This window comes from Olavius algarvensis spirochete endosymbiont, from assembly GCA_900608495.1.
Taxonomy (GTDB): Bacteria; Spirochaetota; Spirochaetia; order DSM-2461; family DSM-2461; genus UBA2779.
Window position 1 is genome coordinate 1 of sequence record UWYT01000317.1, and the last position, 283, is coordinate 283.

Sequence of the window (283 nt, forward strand, 5' to 3'; positions counted from 1 at the left end):
GCTCGCCTCCCAACGGCAACGAAAACAATGGAGGCGGTGGAAGTAGCGACAACGAAAACAATGGAGGCGGTGGAAGTAGCGACAACGACAATGCTCAAAACCGCCAAGACCAGTCACCAGGTGGCGATAATGAAGACTCAGCCGGCCCGCCTTCCAACGGCAACGGAAATGAGGACTGGAATAAATCTAGGAACTGGTTTACGACACCGAATAGGGGCCCGGAAATCAAGCACCCTCCTGCTATCGATAAGACTGATAGCTCCAGTCCCGCATATTCGTCTAT

The 283-nt window shown here is 53.0% G+C and carries 1 protein-coding gene; it reads left to right on the forward strand.

The features are described from left to right. Positions 1–283: hypothetical protein (locus S1OALGB6SA_RS10430; RefSeq protein WP_230204527.1), on the forward strand; the 283-nt coding region annotated here is incomplete at both ends.